Origin of the sequence: Gilvimarinus gilvus, assembly GCF_030518155.1 — a bacterium.
GTDB lineage: Bacteria > Pseudomonadota > Gammaproteobacteria > Pseudomonadales > Cellvibrionaceae > Gilvimarinus > Gilvimarinus gilvus.
In genome coordinates, this window is sequence record NZ_JAULRU010000767.1 from 1 (window position 1) to 325 (window position 325).

Genomic DNA, 325 nt, shown 5'->3' on the forward strand with positions numbered 1-325 from the left:
AATATGTTCTTTTATGGTGGCGATGGATATTTTGATAATATGAATGCGTTTTATGGTGGAAATGGTTTTGATATTTACGATCGTGGTCGTGGTAGTGTTTTGAGTGATAAAATCAACACCAATCGTTTCAATATTAATGATGATGAAGTTACTTTTGAAAATGCTTGGGGAATTGCAGACGATGATATTTACAGAAAAGTAATCAAAGTTGCCGATGAAAAATACAAAACAAAACAACCATTTTTTGCTTTCGTAATGTCTACTTCTAACCACAAACCTTATTCATACGAAGATGGAAAAATTGATATTCCGTCTGGAACTGGTC

At 32.9% G+C, this 325-nt stretch carries 1 protein-coding gene; it reads left to right on the forward strand.

Features of this window, described 5'->3' with window-relative positions:
* A partial coding sequence (locus tag QWI17_RS19475; protein ID WP_302724196.1) for a sulfatase-like hydrolase/transferase occupies positions 1-325 on the forward strand: 325 nt, incomplete at both ends.